At 63.6% G+C, this 16348-nt stretch carries 13 protein-coding genes; 9 read left to right on the top strand and 4 right to left on the bottom strand.

All coding sequences use genetic code 11. The features are described from left to right. Positions 1-163: 163 nt before the first annotated feature. Together clpA and clpS are read right to left on the bottom strand one after the other, a co-directional pair. Positions 164-2455 carry an ATP-dependent Clp protease ATP-binding subunit ClpA gene (gene clpA / locus PWP93_RS01505; protein ID WP_421024593.1) on the bottom strand — a complete coding sequence of 764 codons (2292 nt, stop codon included), beginning with the start codon at positions 2453-2455 and terminating at the stop codon, positions 164-166. Further along, a complete protein-coding gene (gene clpS, locus PWP93_RS01500; RefSeq protein WP_028205276.1) occupies positions 2452-2766 on the bottom strand; it encodes an ATP-dependent Clp protease adapter ClpS in 315 nt (104 codons plus the stop codon). The genes clpA and clpS overlap by 4 nt, the downstream gene beginning before the upstream one ends. Positions 2767-3426: 660 nt before the next feature. Here clpS and cspD point away from each other — a divergent pair. Further along, complete coding sequence (gene cspD, locus PWP93_RS01495) at positions 3427-3633, top strand: cold shock domain-containing protein CspD (protein ID WP_017776809.1); 207 nt, start codon at positions 3427-3429, stop codon at positions 3631-3633. A gap of 68 nt (positions 3634-3701) precedes the next feature. On the opposite strand, the gene PWP93_RS01490 is transcribed toward cspD, so the two are convergent. Then, on the bottom strand, positions 3702-5309 hold the full coding sequence (locus tag PWP93_RS01490; protein WP_421043207.1) for a multicopper oxidase family protein: 1608 nt from the start codon (positions 5307-5309) through the stop codon (positions 3702-3704). A gap of 717 nt (positions 5310-6026) precedes the next feature. Here PWP93_RS01490 and PWP93_RS01485 point away from each other — a divergent pair. Next, positions 6027-6608 carry a YSC84-related protein gene (locus PWP93_RS01485; RefSeq protein WP_421043206.1) on the top strand — a complete coding sequence of 194 codons (582 nt, stop codon included), beginning with the start codon at positions 6027-6029 and terminating at the stop codon, positions 6606-6608. A gap of 137 nt (positions 6609-6745) precedes the next feature. Here PWP93_RS01485 and icd read toward each other — a convergent pair whose 3' ends face one another. Further along, positions 6746-8002, bottom strand: coding sequence for an NADP-dependent isocitrate dehydrogenase (icd, locus tag PWP93_RS01480; RefSeq protein ID WP_421043205.1), 1257 nt, complete (start codon positions 8000-8002; stop codon positions 6746-6748). 300 nt (positions 8003-8302) lie between these two features. On the opposite strand from icd, the gene PWP93_RS01475 reads away from it, so the two are divergent. The 7 genes from PWP93_RS01475 to PWP93_RS01445 all read left to right on the top strand — a co-directional run bounded on the left by PWP93_RS01475 (position 8303) and on the right by PWP93_RS01445 (position 16314). Continuing rightward, the gene (locus PWP93_RS01475; protein ID WP_421043204.1) at positions 8303-8899 is read left to right on the top strand and encodes a pseudouridine synthase; all 597 of its coding nucleotides are present in this window, start codon (positions 8303-8305) and stop codon (positions 8897-8899) included. A 345-nt stretch (positions 8900-9244) separates the two neighbouring features. Further along, positions 9245-9460, top strand: a complete 216-nt coding sequence (locus PWP93_RS01470) for a hypothetical protein (protein ID WP_421024598.1) — start codon at positions 9245-9247, stop codon at positions 9458-9460. A gap of 195 nt (positions 9461-9655) precedes the next feature. After that, positions 9656-10186: a DUF192 domain-containing protein gene (locus PWP93_RS01465; protein ID WP_421024599.1), complete on the top strand. Its 531-nt coding sequence runs from the start codon at positions 9656-9658 to the stop codon at positions 10184-10186. Positions 10187-10598: 412 nt separating this feature from the next. After that, positions 10599-12707 (top strand): elongation factor G, encoded by a 2109-nt coding sequence (gene fusA, locus PWP93_RS01460; protein ID WP_421043203.1) that lies wholly within the window; start codon positions 10599-10601, stop codon positions 12705-12707. Positions 12708-12798: 91 nt separating this feature from the next. Further along, entirely contained in the window at positions 12799-13284 is a 486-nt protein-coding gene (locus tag PWP93_RS01455) for a cupin domain-containing protein (RefSeq protein WP_421043202.1), read from the top strand. A 50-nt stretch (positions 13285-13334) separates the two neighbouring features. Beyond that, positions 13335-14444: a HoxN/HupN/NixA family nickel/cobalt transporter gene (locus tag PWP93_RS01450; protein ID WP_421043201.1), complete on the top strand. Its 1110-nt coding sequence runs from the start codon at positions 13335-13337 to the stop codon at positions 14442-14444. A 100-nt stretch (positions 14445-14544) separates the two neighbouring features. Continuing rightward, on the top strand, positions 14545-16314 hold the full coding sequence (locus PWP93_RS01445; protein ID WP_421043200.1) for an ABC transporter substrate-binding protein: 1770 nt from the start codon (positions 14545-14547) through the stop codon (positions 16312-16314). Positions 16315-16348 lie beyond the last annotated feature (34 nt).

Genomic DNA, 16348 nt, shown 5'->3' with positions numbered 1-16348 from the left:
TGCTTTGCGCTGACGCTGTGAATGAACGCCTATTTTACTTTGTGGCGTTGCACGCACCTCGAAGACCGCATAAATCATTTCGGATTCCTGATTCTTTGGTCTCGAAATAAAACGGCGTAACCCGTAAAGGGCTACGCCGTCGTGCGTTAGCGGCAAGCAGTGCTTATTCGACTTCCACGGCTTCCGGATTGCGCGGTGCGGGTTGCGCGTCGAACGTGAGCTGGATCTTGTCCTCGGCGTCGACATCCACGGTCACGCGGCCACCATTCATGAGCTTGCCGAACAGCAGTTCGTCGGCGAGCGCACGGCGGATCGTGTCCTGGATCAGGCGCTGCATCGGCCGCGCCCCCATCAGCGGGTCGAAGCCATGCTTGGCCAGATGCTTGCGCAGCGCATCGGTGAAGAGCGCGTCGACCTTCTTCTCATGCAGTTGGTCTTCCAGTTGCATGAGGAACTTGTCGACCACGCGCATGATGATTTCCTCATCGAGCGCACGGAAGCTGATCGTCGCATCGAGCCGGTTGCGGAACTCGGGCGTGAACAGCCGCTTGATGTCGGCCATTTCGTCGCCCTGCTCGCGCCGGGTCGTGAAACCGATCGTCGACTTGTTCATCGTGTCGGCGCCCGCATTCGTCGTCATGATGATGATGACGTTGCGGAAGTCTGCCTTGCGGCCGTTGTTGTCGGTCAGCGTGCCGTGGTCCATCACCTGCAGCAGCACGTTGAAGATGTCCGGGTGCGCTTTCTCGATTTCGTCGAGCAGCAGCACGCAGTGCGGCTTCTTCGTGACGGCTTCGGTGAGCAGACCGCCCTGATCAAACCCTACGTAGCCCGGCGGCGCGCCGATCAGGCGGCTCACCGCATGGCGCTCCATGTACTCCGACATGTCGAAGCGGATCAGCTCGATGCCGAGCGTGAACGCCAGTTGGCGCGCCACTTCGGTCTTGCCGACACCCGTGGGGCCGGAGAACAGGAACGAGCCGATCGGCTTGTCGGTCTTGCCCAGACCCGCGCGCGCCATCTTGATCGAGGCCGAAAGCGCGTCGATAGCCGGGTCCTGTCCGAACACCACCGCCTTCAGATCGCGGTCGAGCGTTTGCAGCTTCGAGCGATCGTCTTGCGAGACGCTTTGCGCCGGCACGCGCGCGATCTTCGAGATGATCTCCTCGATCTCGCTCTTGCCGATGGTCTTCTTCTGCTTCGACTTCGGCAGGATGCGCTGCGCCGCGCCCGCTTCGTCGATCACGTCGATTGCCTTGTCAGGCAAATGACGGTCGGTGATGAAGCGCGCCGACAACTCGGCCGCTGCGTTCAAAGCGCCCGACGAATACTTCACGCCATGGTGCTCCTCGAAACGCGACTTGAGCCCGCGCAGGATGGCAACCGTCTGCTCCACGGTCGGCTCGACCACGTCCACCTTCTGGAAACGCCGCGACAGCGCCGCGTCTTTCTCGAAGATGCCACGATATTCCGTGAAGGTGGTCGCGCCGATGCACTTGAGCGTGCCCGACGAAAGCGCCGGCTTGAGCAGGTTCGAAGCATCGAGCGTGCCGCCCGACGCGGCGCCCGCGCCAATCAGCGTATGGATCTCGTCGATGAAGAGAATCGCGTGCGGACGCTCCTTGAGTTCCTTGAGCACGGTCTTCAGACGCTGCTCAAAGTCGCCGCGATATTTGGTGCCCGCCAGCAGCGCGCCCATGTCCAGCGAGTAGACCTGTGCGTCCGCGAGAATGTCCGGCACTTCGCCGCGCGTGATGCGCCAGGCGAGGCCTTCGGCGATGGCAGTCTTGCCCACGCCCGCTTCGCCCACGAGCAGCGGATTGTTCTTGCGGCGGCGGCACAGCACCTGCACCACGCGCTCGACTTCGAGCTCGCGCCCGATCAGCGGATCGATGCGGCCATCCTTCGCCATCTGGTTCAGGTTCTGCGTGAACTGGGCGAGCGGGGTTTCCTTCTGGCCTGCCGCGTCTTCGGCTTCGGCGTTCGCCTCGCTGGCCTTGGCGGCTTCGCCGCTGCCGGTCTTCGCGATGCCGTGCGAAATGAAATTCACCACGTCCAGACGCGTGACGCCCTGCTGTTGCAGGTAGTACACCGCGTGCGAATCCTTCTCGCCGAAGATCGCGACCAGCACGTTCGCGCCCGTCACTTCCTTCTTGCCGTTGGAGGTGGACTGGACGTGCATGATCGCGCGCTGGATCACGCGCTGGAACCCGAGCGTCGGCTGCGTATCGACGTCATCCGTGCCGGGAACCGTAGGAGTGTTGTCGTGAATAAAGTTGCGCAGGTTCTGTCGCAGGTCTTCGATATTCGCAGCGCACGCTCGCAGCACTTCCGCAGCTGTTGGGTTATCCAGCAGCGCGAGCAAAAGATGCTCGACCGTAATGAACTCATGCCGCGCCTGACGTGCTTCCATGAACGCCATGTGCAGGCTGACTTCCAGTTCCTGGGCAATCATGCTTCCTCCATCACACACTGCAGCGGGTGCCCCGCTTGCCGCGCGTGGGTAACGACTTGCTCGACCTTGGTCGACGCGATGTCCCGCGTATAGACCCCACAAACGCCCCTGCCCTCGCGATGCACCTTCAACATGATTTGTGTTGCGGTCTCGCGGTCCTTATTGAAATATTCCTGCACGACCATCACGACGAATTCCATCGGCGTGTAGTCGTCGTTCATCAGCACGACCTTGTACATGGAGGGCGGTTTGACCTTTTGCTCCTGCCGCTCCACTACGGTTGAATCCTGCTTGTCCGGGATAATCGCCATACACCCATTCTAAACAACTCGGACAGGCCCGCAATCCTGCCGAAACCCGACCGGCCGTCCGGTGAACCGGGCTGCGGCGCCGTGCGGACAATCCCGGCGCAGCCCCGTTTTCCCGGACTCGATCAGCCTCGCCCAATCCGTACCTCAAGCCGTACTTTCGCGGGCGCCCGGCTGCGGGGCCGGTTCGAACCATTCTGCCAGCAGCTTTCGGGCCACCGTCGAATCGAGTATCGCACAACCTGCGTGCCCACGTGGGCAGCCACTGTAGGCCTGCGCACGCACGTCCGCAGGTTTCGTGCTGCGGTGCATCCCATGTGAGTCGATTATGCGACTTTTCAAGACAGCTCGCGCAACTCCGACTGGATAAAAAACGAACCGGATGAGTGCATCGACAACTGCCTACGATTTCGGCCAGACAGAGTCGCAAGAAAAGCCGGAAAAACCCTGGAATGTGCTCTTTACAACGCGTCAGATAACGTCTCAAAATATTCTTGACAGCAGAATAAAGAGCCCCAACAATCAAGCTGGCACTTTTTTCAACCGCCTATATTTTCGAAAAAATGCCGTTGGTGAGCTTGTGAGAGGGGGCGTTCGCACTCTGCGATCGTTTAGCTTTTCGAACTGCTCGTGGTAGTGACATGAGTTACAGGGGAAGTTGGTATGGCAACCGGTACGGTTAAGTGGTTCAACGACGCGAAGGGTTTCGGATTCATCACGCCGGACGAAGGCGGCGAGGATCTGTTCGCTCACTTTTCGGCCATCCAGATGAATGGCTTCAAGACCCTCAAAGAAGGTCAGAAGGTGAGCTTCGAGGTCGTGCAAGGCCCGAAGGGTAAGCAGGCATCGAACATTCAGGCAGCTGCCTGACCTGTTCGGTATCTGTACCTGAGAAACCCGGCTTCGGCCGGGTTTCTTTTTGGGCGGACGATTTTTCGCTAGACCACGCGCAGCGTGCCCATCATGCCGAGGTCCTCATGCTCGAGGATATGGCAATGGAACATGCGCTCGCCCGCGACGTCCTGCACGGTCGCAAAATGCACGCTTTCCCCGGGTTTCACGTTGACCGTGTCGCGCCATGCGAGATACGGCTCGTCCACGCGCTTGGCGCCCGTCTCGCGCGACATTACCTGGAACTGCGTACCGTGCAGATGGAACGGATGATCCATGTCCGTGCGATTCGCAATCGTCCAATGCTCGACTTCGCCGCGGCGGCTCGTAAGCGTGATGCGCTCGGGATCGTAGGTTGTGCCGTTGATCATGAATTGCATACCGCGCGGCATGCCCGATTTTGACGCCCCCGGCTGGTGCATCGCATGCATGTCCATGACTTCGCTGAGCACCACGGATTTTTGCGTGAGCGCAGCCGTGGTCTTGCCGCGCGGCGCCAACGGTTCGATCGTGCGCAACTGCGCAGGCAATGCCGCCGCCGCGCCATGCGGCGCGAATTGCACCTGGGCCAATACGGCCGATGGCGTGGGCGGCAGGCTGCCGTGCGACATCGCCATCTTGCGCCGGTCGTACTGCGCGGCCATCAAGCGCGCGCGTGACGCGCCCTCGCCCGCGCGCACGATCAGTTCCGCGCGCTCACCCGGCGCGAGCAGCAGCGAAGTCACGCCCTCGCGCGGCGCGGCAAGCAGGCCGCCGTCGGTGCCGACCTGCGCGAACGCACGGCCATCATCGAACGCCAGCAGCAGATAGCGCGCGCTGCAGCCGTTCCAGACACGCCAGCGCTCGTCGCGCACCACGTCGATGCGCGGCTCACGCGCGCCGTTCACGAGCACGAACTGGCCTTCCCGACCGTTCATCCAGTCCATCATGCCGTTCTCGGAAATCGTGCCGTCAGCAGCAAGCTTGAGGTCGGATACGAACAGATGGCGCTCCGGCCAAGCCGCAAGCGGATCGCTCGCGGCGCGCACGACGATGGGACCCGCGAGCCCGCGAAACACCTGCTCGGCCGTGTGCATGTGCGGATGCGGGTGATACCAGTAGGTGCCGGCGCTCCCCTTGGGCAGCGTGAACCGGTAGACGCGTTCGTCGCCTGGCGCCACGAGGTTCATGGGGTTGCCGTCCTGATCGGGCGGCACGGGCAAACCGTGCCAATGAATCGTGGACGGCTGCGGCAACCGGTTGACGAAGCCGATCTCGACGGTGTCGCCTTCCTGCACCTCGATCAACGGACCGACGCCGGGGCCGGCGTCATCGGCCTTATCGGTCTGATTCCCCGGATCGTATTGCCAGAAAGTGGTAGCCGGCTGCCCAGCGAGCAAGGGCCGCGTCACGGGCCTCGCGATCAGCGTCGCACGAAAATGGCCTGCTTCGCGGCTCTCGTTCGCCAGCGTTCGCAACGTCGCCAGCGGCGCGCCGGCGGGCAACGCATCGGCTGCCGCGAGCGGCGTCGGCGCGTGCATTATCGCGCCGGACATCCCGCTCATGCCGGACATGCCGGACATCGCATGGCCGCTCTGCTGGGCCAGCGCCACGCGCGCAAACAGCGACGCCGTGGCCGCGCTCAATGCGCCGGACAAAAAAGTTCTGCGTTTCATCGATGAATTCCTCAAACACACCTGACGACGCGACGCGCAATGACAGCGCGCCGCGCATGTGGTCATGGGCTTCGCGTGCGCTCACCGCACGACGAATCCTCTCGGACCTGCATCGGGCCGCTTCCGCCCATGAGGCGAAGCGCCCGCGTTCAGACGATGGGAGGCGGCAACAGCGGCGCGTGGGTGATGCCCGCGCGCAGTGCAGCGGCAGGCGCAGAGCGTGGGGAGCGCTCGGGCACGCCCGTACCGATGCGCGCGCCGAGAGGCGGCGCGGCGCAATGTCCACAGCAGCTCGCAGCGCAATCGCTCGCATGGCCGGCGCAGCGGCCATGCGTGCTTGGCGGCTCTGCGACGCCGCAATGATCGTCCGCCGCAGCAGCCCGATGCGCAACATGCGAAACCGGCGATGAGTTCGCGTCTCGCTGCATGGGCTCGCACGCGCTGGCGCCGCTCATGGCAAGAAGCGCGAGCAGACCAGCGACGAGGAAGCGACACAGAAAAGTCATGCGAAACGAGACGGCGAATGAACTGAATTGATGGGCGTCATGATAACGCACAGTCGTCGTCGCTGCGCGCACCACATCACACGGCATGCCATGAGTACGACAAAGAAACAGGTAGGAGTGCTCGATAAGATCGCTGCAGCTTCGCCGGCACTGCGCAAGCGCAATGCGCCGATGAACGCTTCCCACAAAAGAAAACGGAGCATCACTCACCATGTCATTGAAATCCGTACGCGTCGCGGCCCTGCTTTCGCCCCTGCTCATCGCCGCCTGTTCGACCACACTGACCGCCGCACCCACGTCCGCAGTCAGCGAAGCGTCGTCGCGCGCGCAACTCGAGCAGTCCGCGCGCCAGGCCTTGCATACGCTTTACGAGACAACACCGGGCGCACGGGCGCTGGGCTCGAAGTCCGCCGGCATTCTGGTCTTTCCGCAGGTGCTGAAGGCGGGCTTGCTGGTCGGCGGATCGAGCGGCAACGGCGTGCTGTTCTCGGCGGAAGGCAAGGTGCTGGGTTACTACAACTCCAGCGCGGTCTCGTGGGGTCTGCAGGCCGGCGCCCAGAACTTCTCCGAAGCCATGTTCATGATGACGCGCGAGTCGATGCAGTATCTCGATAGCTCCGATGGCTGGTCGGTCGGCGTGGGGCCGAGCGTCGTGGTCGCCGATTCCGGCATGGCCAAGGACCTCACCACCACCACCGGGCGCTCCGATATTTACGCGTTCATTTACGGCCAGTCCGGTCTGATGGCCGGACTCGGCGTACAAGGGCAGAAAATTACGCGCCTGAGCGAGTAGCGGATGTCACTCTCCGCATCAATTCGCATATCGAATCAATCGGAATAATTTTCCGGCAGGTCAATGCAAAAAACCCCGATGGCCTTTACGGGCCCGTCGGGGTTTTTACGTTGCTGCGCGAACCTGCTGGACTACGCCTACATATTGTCGATCATCACCTGCCCGAATGCGGAGCACGACACCTGCGTCGCGCCCTCCATGAGCCGCGCGAAGTCGTACGTCACACGCTTTTGCAGAATCGACTTCTCCATCGAAGCGATGATGAGATCCGCCGCCTCAGTCCAGCCGAGGTGGCGCAGCATCATTTCCGCCGAAAGAATCTCCGAGCCCGGATTCACGTAATCCTTGCCCGCGTACTTCGGCGCCGTGCCGTGCGTCGCCTCGAACATTGCCACCGAGTCCGACAGGTTGGCGCCGGGCGCAATGCCGATGCCGCCCACCTGCGCAGCCAGTGCGTCCGAGATGTAGTCGCCGTTCAGATTCAGCGTGGCGATCACGTCGTACTCGGCCGGGCGCAGCAGAATCTGCTGGAGGAACGCGTCGGCGATCACGTCCTTGATCACGATGTCGCCGCCCGTCTTCGGGTTCTTGACCTTCATCCACGGACCACCGTCGATGAGTTCCGCCCCGAATTCCTTCTGCGCGAGCGCATAGCCGTAGTCGCGGAATGCGCCTTCGGTGAACTTCATGATGTTGCCCTTGTGCACGAGCGTCACTGAACGGCGCTCGTTGTCGATCGCGTACTGGATCGCCTTGCGCACGAGACGCTCCGTGCCTTCCCGCGAAACCGGCTTGATGCCGAGACCCGAGCTGTCCGGGAAGCGGATCTTGGAAACGCCCATTTCCTCGCGCAGGAACTTGATGAGCTTCTTCGCGCCTTCCGACTCGGCAGGCCACTCGATACCCGCGTAAATGTCTTCCGAATTCTCGCGGAAGATCACCATGTTGACCTTCTCCGGCGCGCGCACGGGCGACGGCACGCCCTTGAAGTACTGCACGGGACGCAGGCATACATAGAGGTCGAGCTGCTGGCGCATCGCCACGTTCAGCGAACGGATGCCGCCGCCCACTGGCGTCGTGAGCGGACCCTTGATCGACACGACATATTCCTTCACGGCGTCGAGCGTCTCGTCGGGCAGCCATACGTCGGGGCCATACACGCGCGTGGCCTTCTCGCCTGCGTAGATCTCCATCCAGTGGATCTTGCGCTTGCCCGCGTAGGCTTTCTGGACCGCCGCGTCGACCACCTTGAGCATGACCGGCGTGATGTCGACGCCCGTGCCGTCGCCCTCGATGTAAGGAATGATCGGCTGATCGGAGACATTGAGCGAGAAATCCGGATTGACGGTGATCCTCTCACCGCTAGCCGGGACCTTAATGTGCTGATACGGCATGATCAACTCCAGTAGGGGAATCGGTCTGTCGACCGCGAACAGTTTCGAAAACGGGATGTGCCCGATTGCAAGGCGGCCGTGCGCGGCGCCAGGGTCTGGTCGTTATTCTAGCCCACGGCCCCATTGCCCGCCCCGCAGGTCATTCCTGCATTTATGCTGCGCGGCGCCATCGCCCATCGAGAATGTCCGATGTCTTATATAGGACCCGTTATTCGATGCGGCCCAATATGCATTAATATCGCGGCGCGCCCTGATTCCAGAAGACTCCCATTCCTCATTGGCACGCTCGCCCTATTCCCTATGCGCTTGATCGCCCTCAATAAGCCGTTCGGCACGATTTGCCAGTTTTCGCCGCACGAAACACGCCAGTCGCTTGCGGATTGGGTCAAGACGCCGGGCGTCTATCCTGCTGGCCGTCTCGATGCGGACAGCGAAGGTCTGCTGCTGCTCACCGACGACGGCGCACTGCAAGCCCGCATAGCCGAACCGAAGCGCAAGCTCGTGAAGCGCTATTGGGCGCAGGTCGAAGGCGCGCCCGGCGAGGACGCGCTCGCGGCGCTCGAGCGCGGCGTCGATCTTGTCGATTTCGTGACGCAGCCGTGCCGCGCAAAAAAAATCTCCGATGACGACGCCGATCTCCTGTGGCCGCGCACGCCGCCCATTCGCTATCGCGCGGCGATTCCCACCACATGGATCGAACTCGCCATCAGCGAAGGCAAGAACCGCCAGGTGCGGCGCATGACGGCGGCGGTGGGCTTTCCGACGCTGCGTCTCGTGCGCGTGGCAATCGGCTCGCTCGATATTTTTTCGCTGGGCCTCCCCCCCGGTGCGAGTGTCGAAGTACCCACCGATGCGCCCTGGCGCCGCGCGACACCCACGCGCACGGCACACAAGTGACTGTTGCGTAAGCACTTTTCCGTCATTTACGGCTTGCCGCGTGCGCCGTGCATCGGCGCGTTGCCTTACGAATTTCGCGCGAAGAAAAACAAATGAGGAATTCGCGTCAACCGGTACGCGAAACCATGCGTTATTTCACGCAGATGCCGCCCCGAAGCTATCCGGCATTCAGCCTTACGGGCCCAGCGCAGCAATGCACGGTCCCGACCGCTGGCAGACGCGTTCGTCAATTCGTTCCGAATTTGTCGCTCACGACTGTCAACCGAAAGGTGGATGGCACGTTTACCGACCTGACTCCAATAACCGGGTCACTTGGTTAATCAACTCAAGCTGAGGATTCACAACATGAACAAACTGATCGCCGCTCTGGTCGCTGGCCTCTTCGCAACGGCTGCATTCGCACAAGCTTCGGCTCCGGAAGCTGCTGCTCCGGCATCGGCAGCTCCGGCTGCTGCTGCTTCGACGGCTCACAAGTCGTCGACGCACAAGAAGTCGACGCACAAGAAGTCGTCGCACAAGAAGGCAGCTAAGGCTGAAGCCGCTTCGGCAGCTTCGGAGTAAGCTCGCTGAAAGACGCCTAGAAGAGCGGCGCTTCGTGCCGTTCTTCACCGCGTTCGAAAGGCAGAGTGTCGCAAGGCACTCTGCCTTTTTGTTTATGCATCGTCCGCGTATCGTCCCACTACGGCTGCATGTTTTGACCCGCGTTCGCGGACTCGCGTAACATGCGCGGATTATTCCCAAGCAAGGAGCTCACTCGTGCGATTTTCCCTGCGCCCGCTCATCGCGCGTTGCGCGCTCGCCGTCGCTTTTCCGCTCGCCGCCACGCTCGGCACCTTTGCGGCCCTTACGCTCACCGCGACCGCCACCAGCAGCGCGGCGCACGCACAGCAGATGCCGCCCGGCGCCAAGCAGCCCGGCGATTTTCCGCACACGAAGCTCACCGCAGGCATGTTCGTGATCGATGCCGCCGTGGCCGCCAATGACGCGGACCGCGAGCAAGGCCTCATGTATCGCACGCAGCTCGCGCCGAACGAAGGCATGCTGTTCGTGTTCGGCGAGAACGCCGTGCACTGCTTCTGGATGAAGAACACGCTGATTCCGCTGTCGATCGCGTTCATGCGCGCCGACGGCACGATCACCGACATCGACGAAATGCAGGCCGAAACCACCAACAACCACTGCCCGCGCAATAACGGCGTCTACGCGCTCGAAATGAGCAAGGGCTGGTTCACGGCGAAAGGCATCAAGCCCGGCATGAAGATCGACGGCCTGCCGCGGCTGCAGTAAGCACCCGGGCAACTTTGGCCCGCCCCGGGCGTCCCGGCGCCGATATTGCGCCGCCCCGCCGCCCTCCGAGGCGCATGAGCCGGCTTCCGCAGTTCGCGGCGCCGGCTTTTTTGCGCGCGTGGCGTGCGCCGCTTGTGCGCGCCTGACTCTCGCGCCCCACCCGCCAGGCCGCGCCGCGACGCCCTCCACAAGACGCCTTCTCGGGCTCTGACGCCCTTTCAGCAAAAGCGCCGCGCAAGCGCTATCCTAGTAATCCGCCGCGCGGCGCGCATCTGCCCGATGCACGTTTAAGCACCTTGAAGCACGCTGAAACGCTCCCGGGCACGCCGCCGCGCGGACCGCCGGGCCGCGCGCAGGCCGCGCCGCGCGCCGCCCGGCACTTTCCATGGCGCGTTATTCCAAGGAGATCACCGTGCCTCGCAAGACTCCCATCGAGCGCTATCGCAACATCGGGATTAGCGCTCACATCGATGCCGGCAAAACCACGACGACCGAGCGCATCCTTTTCTACACCGGCGTGAATCACAAGCTGGGTGAGGTTCACGACGGCGCGGCGACCATGGACTGGATGGAGCAGGAACAGGAGCGCGGCATCACCATCACTTCGGCCGCGACCACCGCGTTCTGGAAGGGCATGGCCGGCAATTACCCCGAGCATCGCATCAACATCATCGATACCCCGGGGCACGTCGACTTCACCATCGAAGTCGAGCGTTCCATGCGCGTGCTCGACGGCGCGTGCATGGTGTACGACTCCGTGGGCGGCGTGCAGCCGCAATCGGAAACCGTGTGGCGCCAGGCGAACAAGTACAAGGTGCCGCGCATCGCGTTCGTCAACAAGATGGACCGCGTGGGCGCAGACTTCTTCCGCGTGCAGCGGCAGATCGGCGAGCGCCTGAAGGGTGTGGCCGTGCCCATCCAGATTCCCGTGGGCGCCGAAGACCACTTCCAGGGCGTGGTCGATCTCGTGAAGATGAAGGCGATCGTCTGGGACGACGAGAGCCAGGGCGTGAAGTTCGAATACGAGGAGATCCCCGCAAACCTCGTCGATCTCGCGCACGAGTGGCGCGAAAAGATGGTCGAGGCCGCCGCCGAGGCCGACGAAGTGCTGCTCGATAAATATCTGCACGACCACGAGAGCCTCACCGAAGAGGAAATCAAGGGCGCGCTGCGCAAGCGCACGATCGCCAACGAGATCGTGCCGATGCTGTGCGGCAGCGCGTTCAAGAACAAGGGCGTGCAGGCGATGCTCGACGCCGTGATCGACTATCTGCCCTCGCCCGTGGACGTGCCTGCGATTCTCGGCCACGACCTCCAGGACAGAGAGATCGAGCGCCATCCGAACGACGACGAGCCGTTCTCCGCACTCGCGTTCAAGATCATGACCGACCCGTTCGTCGGCCAGCTGATCTTCTTCCGCGTCTATTCGGGCGTGGTGAATTCGGGCGACACGGTGCTCAACGCGACGAAGGACAAGAAGGAGCGCCTTGGCCGCATCCTGCAAATGCACGCGAACGAGCGCAAGGAAATCAAGGAGGTCCGTGCGGGTGACATCGCGGCGGCGGTGGGTCTGAAGGAGGCCACCACGGGCGACACGCTGTGCGATCCGGCGCATGCAATCGTGCTCGAAAAGATGATCTTCCCCGAGCCCGTGATCTCGCAGGCCGTCGAGCCGAAGACCAAGGCCGACCAGGAAAAGATGGGCATCGCGCTCAATCGTCTCGCGCAGGAAGACCCGTCGTTCCGCGTGCAGACCGACGAGGAATCCGGCCAGACCATCATCTCGGGCATGGGCGAGCTGCACCTCGAAATTCTCGTCGACCGCATGAAGCGCGAGTTCGGCGTGGAGGCCACCGTCGGCAAGCCGCAGGTCGCGTATCGCGAGACCGTGAAGAACAAGGTCGAAGATGTCGAAGGCAAGTTCGTCAAGCAATCGGGCGGGCGCGGCCAGTACGGTCACGCGGTCATCACGCTCGAGCCGCAGCCGCCGGGCAAGGGCTACGAGTTCGTCGACGCCATCAAGGGCGGCGTGATTCCGCGCGAGTTCATTCCGGCCGTCGACAAGGGCATCCAGGAAACGCTCAAGGCGGGCGTGCTCGCGGGCTATCCGGTGGTCGACACCAAGGTGACGCTCACGTTCGGCTCGTACCACGATGTGGACTCGAACGAAAACGCGTTCCGCATGGCCGGCTCGATGGCCTTCAAGGAAGCGATGCGCAAAGCGAAGCCGGTTCTGCTCGAGCCGATGATGGCGGTGGAAGTGGAAACGCCCGAGGACTTCATGGGCAACGTGATGGGCGACCTCTCCAGCCGGCGCGGCATCGTGCAGGGCATGGAGGACATCGCGGGCGGCGGCGGCAAGATCGTGCGCGCCGAAGTGCCGCTTTCGGAGATGTTCGGCTACTCCACGTCGCTGCGCTCGCTCACGCAGGGGCGCGCCACCTACACGATGGAGTTCAAGCATTACGCCGAAACGCCGCAGAACGTGGCCGAAGCGGTCATCAACGCGAAGAAGCAATAAGGCGTGCGCGAAGCGCATGACTCGAAGCCCGTCCCGCAAGGGGCGGGCTTTTTCACAGCTTTGCATGGGGCCGGAGTAAGGAGACACGACCATGAATCACGACCATGAGCACGCGCCCGACTGGCGCGAGAACGGCGTCAAGGTGATACGCGGCGACCAGCTCGACACGAACACGGCGCAAACGCCCGGCATGAACCGCGCTGCCGCAATCAATGCGGCGCGCGTGGGCGCACAGAAAATCTGGGCCGGCACGGTGACGATCCATCCGAACGCGAAGACGGGCGCGCATCATCACGGCGCGCTCGAAAGCGTGATCTACGTGCTGCGCGGCCAGGCGCGCATGCGCTGGGGCGAGCACCTCGAATTCACCGCCGAAGCGGGCCCGGGCGACTTCATCTTCGTGCCGCCCTACGTGCCGCATCAGGAGATCAACGCGAGCACCGACGATCCGCTCGAATGCGTGCTCGTGCGCAGCGACAACGAGGCCGTGGTCGTGAATCTGAACATCGACGCCGTCGAAGCGCCGGAAACGGTCTATTGGGTCGATCCGATTCATCGCCATCCGCACGAACCTTGAGACCGCATTGAAACCTCGCATTGAAACCTCGCATTGAAACCTCATAGCGCATGACATTGTCCGCCCCGCCCGCTGCAGCCAAATCGCTGCGTCCGCGCCTCATTGCGCTTTACGCAGCCCTGCTCGGGGCCAACATCGCGGCGTGGGCGTGGGCGCTGATCGCGTTGCGCCACTATCCGCTGCTTATTGGCACCGCCGTCATCGCCTACGGCTTCGGCCTGCGCCACGCCGTGGACGCCGACCACATCGCCGCCATCGACGCCGTCACGCGCAAGCTCATGCAGCGCGGCGAACGGCCGCTTGGCGTGGGCCTCGCGTTCTCGCTCGGACATTCGAGCATCGTGATCGCGGCCACGCTCGGCATCGCGCTCTCGGCGCTCACGCTGCAGGGGCGCTTCGAGCAGTGGCACGAGATCGGCGCGACTATCGGCACGCTGGTGTCGTCGGGCTTCCTGCTCGTGATCGCGGGCATGAACCTCGTGATCCTGCGCGACGTCTGGCGCCGCTATCGCCGCGCGCATCGGGACGACGCCGAAACAGCCGAAGCAGCCGTGGCGAGCGCTGAACCGATGGCCCCCGCCGGGCTCCTCGCGCGCGCGCTGCGGCCGCTTTTCGCGCTCGTGAGCAAGAGCTGGCACATGTATCCCGTGGGCCTGCTGTTCGGCCTCGGCTTCGATACCGCCACCGAGATCGGCCTGCTCGCCATCGCCGCCGCGCAAGCGGGCAAGGGCTTGCCGATGGTCTCGATCCTCGTGTTCCCGGCGCTTTTCACCGCCGGCATGACGCTCGTCGACTCCACCGATAACGTGCTGATGGTTCACGCCTACGGTTGGGCGATGGACGATCCGAAGCGCAAGCTCTACTACAACGCGAGCATCACGCTCGTCTCGGCGCTGCTGGCTGTCATGATCGGCGGCGTGGAAGCGGCGGGGCTTATCGGCGCGCAGCTCGGCGCGAGCGGCGGCCTGTGGTCGGCCGCCGCCGGCGTGAATGCGCACTTCGGCGAGATCGGCTACGCGTTCGTCGCGCTCTTCATCGCGTGCTGGATCGGCTCGGTGCTGTTCCACCGCTGGCGCCGGCCCGGCCTCGTTGAACTGGCTACGCAATCCGGTACAACCCCGGCTACGCCCGTATCAGCGGGCATGGCCGAAAACGCCTAAACTAAGCACTATTCGTCGTCTGCCGTACCGCATGCCGCCGTCGCGGCCGCTTCCATCGCGGCCGCGCCCTTCCACGGAACCGCACCGGAAACCCGCGCCGATGAAACGTCAGCAGTCCAAGCCGCCCCGCCGCCTCTCGCTCTCGAAGCCCGCTTTACCGCAAGAGTCCCCCCCGCCTGACTCGCGCGAACCAGCGCAAGGGTTGTGCTCGACTGCGGCCGCTTCCTTCGACGCATTGCGCGCCCGTGCAGGCGCATACGGCAACCACGCCATCGACGAGTTCCTCGCCGGCCGGCTCACGCGCCGCGAGTTGCTGCGCTATGCCGGCGCGCTCGGGCTGTCGAGCCTCGCGTTGGCGGGCAGCGGCCTCGTCGCGCCGCGCAGCGCGCGCGCCCAGGCCACGCGCGGCAAGCCGGGAAATCAGACCATCCGCGTTGCCCACCTGATGCCGGCGGGCGCGGTCGACCCGCTCACGGTGACCGACGCGGGTGCGCTCTGCCTCCTGAACCAGACCGGCGAATTCCTCGCCAACGACGACGCCGACGGCCATCTGCAACCGGCGCTCGCGCTCTCGTGGCAGCCCAACGCGAGCGCCGGCGTCTGGACCTTCAAGCTGCGCCCCGGCGTGAAATTCCACGACGGCCAGCCATTCGGCGCGAAGGACGTGGTCGCCACGTTCGATCGCCTCGCCGACCCCGCGAGCGGCTCGGCGGCGCTCTCGGTGCTCAAGGGCGTGCTCTCGAAGGGCGGCACGAAGATGGTCGACGAGCACACCGTCGCGTTCCATCTCGACGCGCCCAACGGCAACTTCCCCTACTACGTTTCTTCGGACAACTACAACGCCGTGCTGCTGCCCGCGAATTACGCGGGCAATTACGAAAAGAGCTTCATCGGCACCGGGCCGTTCAAGCTCGAGCGCTACGAAACACGGCGCGGCGCGAGCTTCGTGCGCAACGACGCTTACTGGGGCGAGAAAGCGCTGCCCGAACGCGTGGAGTTTGCGTTCTACGCCGACGAGCAGGCGCAGATTCTCGCGCTGCAGGGCCATCAGGCCGATGTCATGGGCACCTTCACCGTGCAGGGCGGCATCGGCATCCTGAACAATCCCGACTTCAAGGTGATCGGCGTGCGTTCGAGCGCGCACCGGCAGATCCACATGCGCAACGACGTGCCCACGTTCAAGGACAAACGCGCGCGCCAGGCGCTCGCACTCGCGCTCGATCGCGACGTGATGGTGCGCGGGCTCTTCAAGGGCCGCGCCGTGGTGGGCAACGACAGCCCGTTCGCGCCGATCTTCCCGTCGACGGCCGGCACGGTGCCCCAGCGCAAGATCGATGTTGCGAAGGCGCGCCAGTTGCTCGCGCAGGCGGGCGTCGCCAATGGCTTCGACATCACGCTCACGACCGAGAAGTACATGGAGATTCCCGATCTCGCCGTGGTCGTGCAGAACGCGGCGAAGGCGATCGGCGTGCGCATCGCGCTGAAGGTGGAGAGCCAGTCGCAATACTACGGCGCGGGCACGTATGGCAAATCGGACTGGCTCGACGCGCCGCTCGGCATCACGGATTACGGCCATCGCGGCGTGCCGAACGTGTTCCTCAACGCGCCGTTCACGAGCGGCGGCACGTGGAATGCTGCACACTTTCGCAATGCGCAGTACGACAAGCTGGTCGCGCAATTCGCGGCGACGCTCGACGTGGCCGCGCAGAAGCAAGTGGCCGCGCAGATCCAGACGCTGCTGCTCGATGAAACGCCGGTGATCATCCCGTACTTCTACGATCAATTGATCGCGCAACGCACCGCGCTTTCGGGCGTGCATTTCACCGCGCTCGCACAACTCTACTTCGACCGCGCGACGCTCGCGGCGTGAGCGTCGCGCAACGCCTGCCATGCGCGCATCTGGA

Source organism: Paraburkholderia sp. A1RI-2L, assembly GCF_048957375.1.
Lineage (GTDB): Bacteria > Pseudomonadota > Gammaproteobacteria > Burkholderiales > Burkholderiaceae > Paraburkholderia.
Note: the sequence above shows the minus strand (reverse complement) of the source record. Positions and strands in the feature narration are given on the sequence as shown.

Bases quoted from the DNA above. Each gene is read 5' to 3' on its own strand.
- PWP93_RS01455 (WP_421043202.1), top strand. From the start codon at position 12,799: ATGAATCACGACCATGAGCACGCGCCCGACTGGCGCGAGAACGGCGTC.
- PWP93_RS01490 (WP_421043207.1), bottom strand. From the start codon at position 5,309: ATGAAACGCAGAACTTTTTTGTCCGGCGCATTGAGCGCGGCCACGGCG.
- icd (WP_421043205.1), bottom strand. From the start codon at position 8,002: ATGCCGTATCAGCACATTAAGGTCCCGGCTAGCGGTGAGAGGATCACC.
- clpA (WP_421024593.1), bottom strand. From the start codon at position 2,455: ATGATTGCCCAGGAACTGGAAGTCAGCCTGCACATGGCGTTCATGGAA.
- PWP93_RS01475 (WP_421043204.1), top strand. From the start codon at position 8,303: ATGCGCTTGATCGCCCTCAATAAGCCGTTCGGCACGATTTGCCAGTTT.
- PWP93_RS01445 (WP_421043200.1), top strand. From the start codon at position 14,545: ATGAAACGTCAGCAGTCCAAGCCGCCCCGCCGCCTCTCGCTCTCGAAG.
- cspD (WP_017776809.1), top strand. From the start codon at position 3,427: ATGGCAACCGGTACGGTTAAGTGGTTCAACGACGCGAAGGGTTTCGGA.
- PWP93_RS01450 (WP_421043201.1), top strand. From the start codon at position 13,335: ATGACATTGTCCGCCCCGCCCGCTGCAGCCAAATCGCTGCGTCCGCGC.
- clpS (WP_028205276.1), bottom strand. From the start codon at position 2,766: ATGGCGATTATCCCGGACAAGCAGGATTCAACCGTAGTGGAGCGGCAG.
- PWP93_RS01485 (WP_421043206.1), top strand. From the start codon at position 6,027: ATGTCATTGAAATCCGTACGCGTCGCGGCCCTGCTTTCGCCCCTGCTC.
- PWP93_RS01470 (WP_421024598.1), top strand. From the start codon at position 9,245: ATGAACAAACTGATCGCCGCTCTGGTCGCTGGCCTCTTCGCAACGGCT.